Below are 315 nucleotides of genomic sequence, written 5' to 3' on the forward strand. Positions count from 1 at the left end.
ATTAAAGTTACAGATTAAAAAAATATCAATCTTATCTATGAGAGAATAAAAAATCCTCCCAATTTGTAATTGGAAGGATTAGTCTTTCACTTATACTAAATAAGTTCTTTTTTGCCATTGGAATCATGACAATTAAAGTGTAAACTGATTTATAAAAATGGATAGACTAACCCTATATTTTGTAGTTTGAAGTTATTCATTTCAAATAAAAATATAGATTAGTTAATCATTGTCCATCCATCAGTCCTCTCATAATTGTATTTTTATATTAACAAATTTTTTTATGGAATACAATATCACCATCATCTTAACCTC

The organism is Neobacillus drentensis (assembly GCF_036965245.1).
In the GTDB taxonomy this organism is placed as follows: Bacteria; Bacillota; Bacilli; order Bacillales; family Cytobacillaceae; genus Neobacillus; species Neobacillus drentensis_G.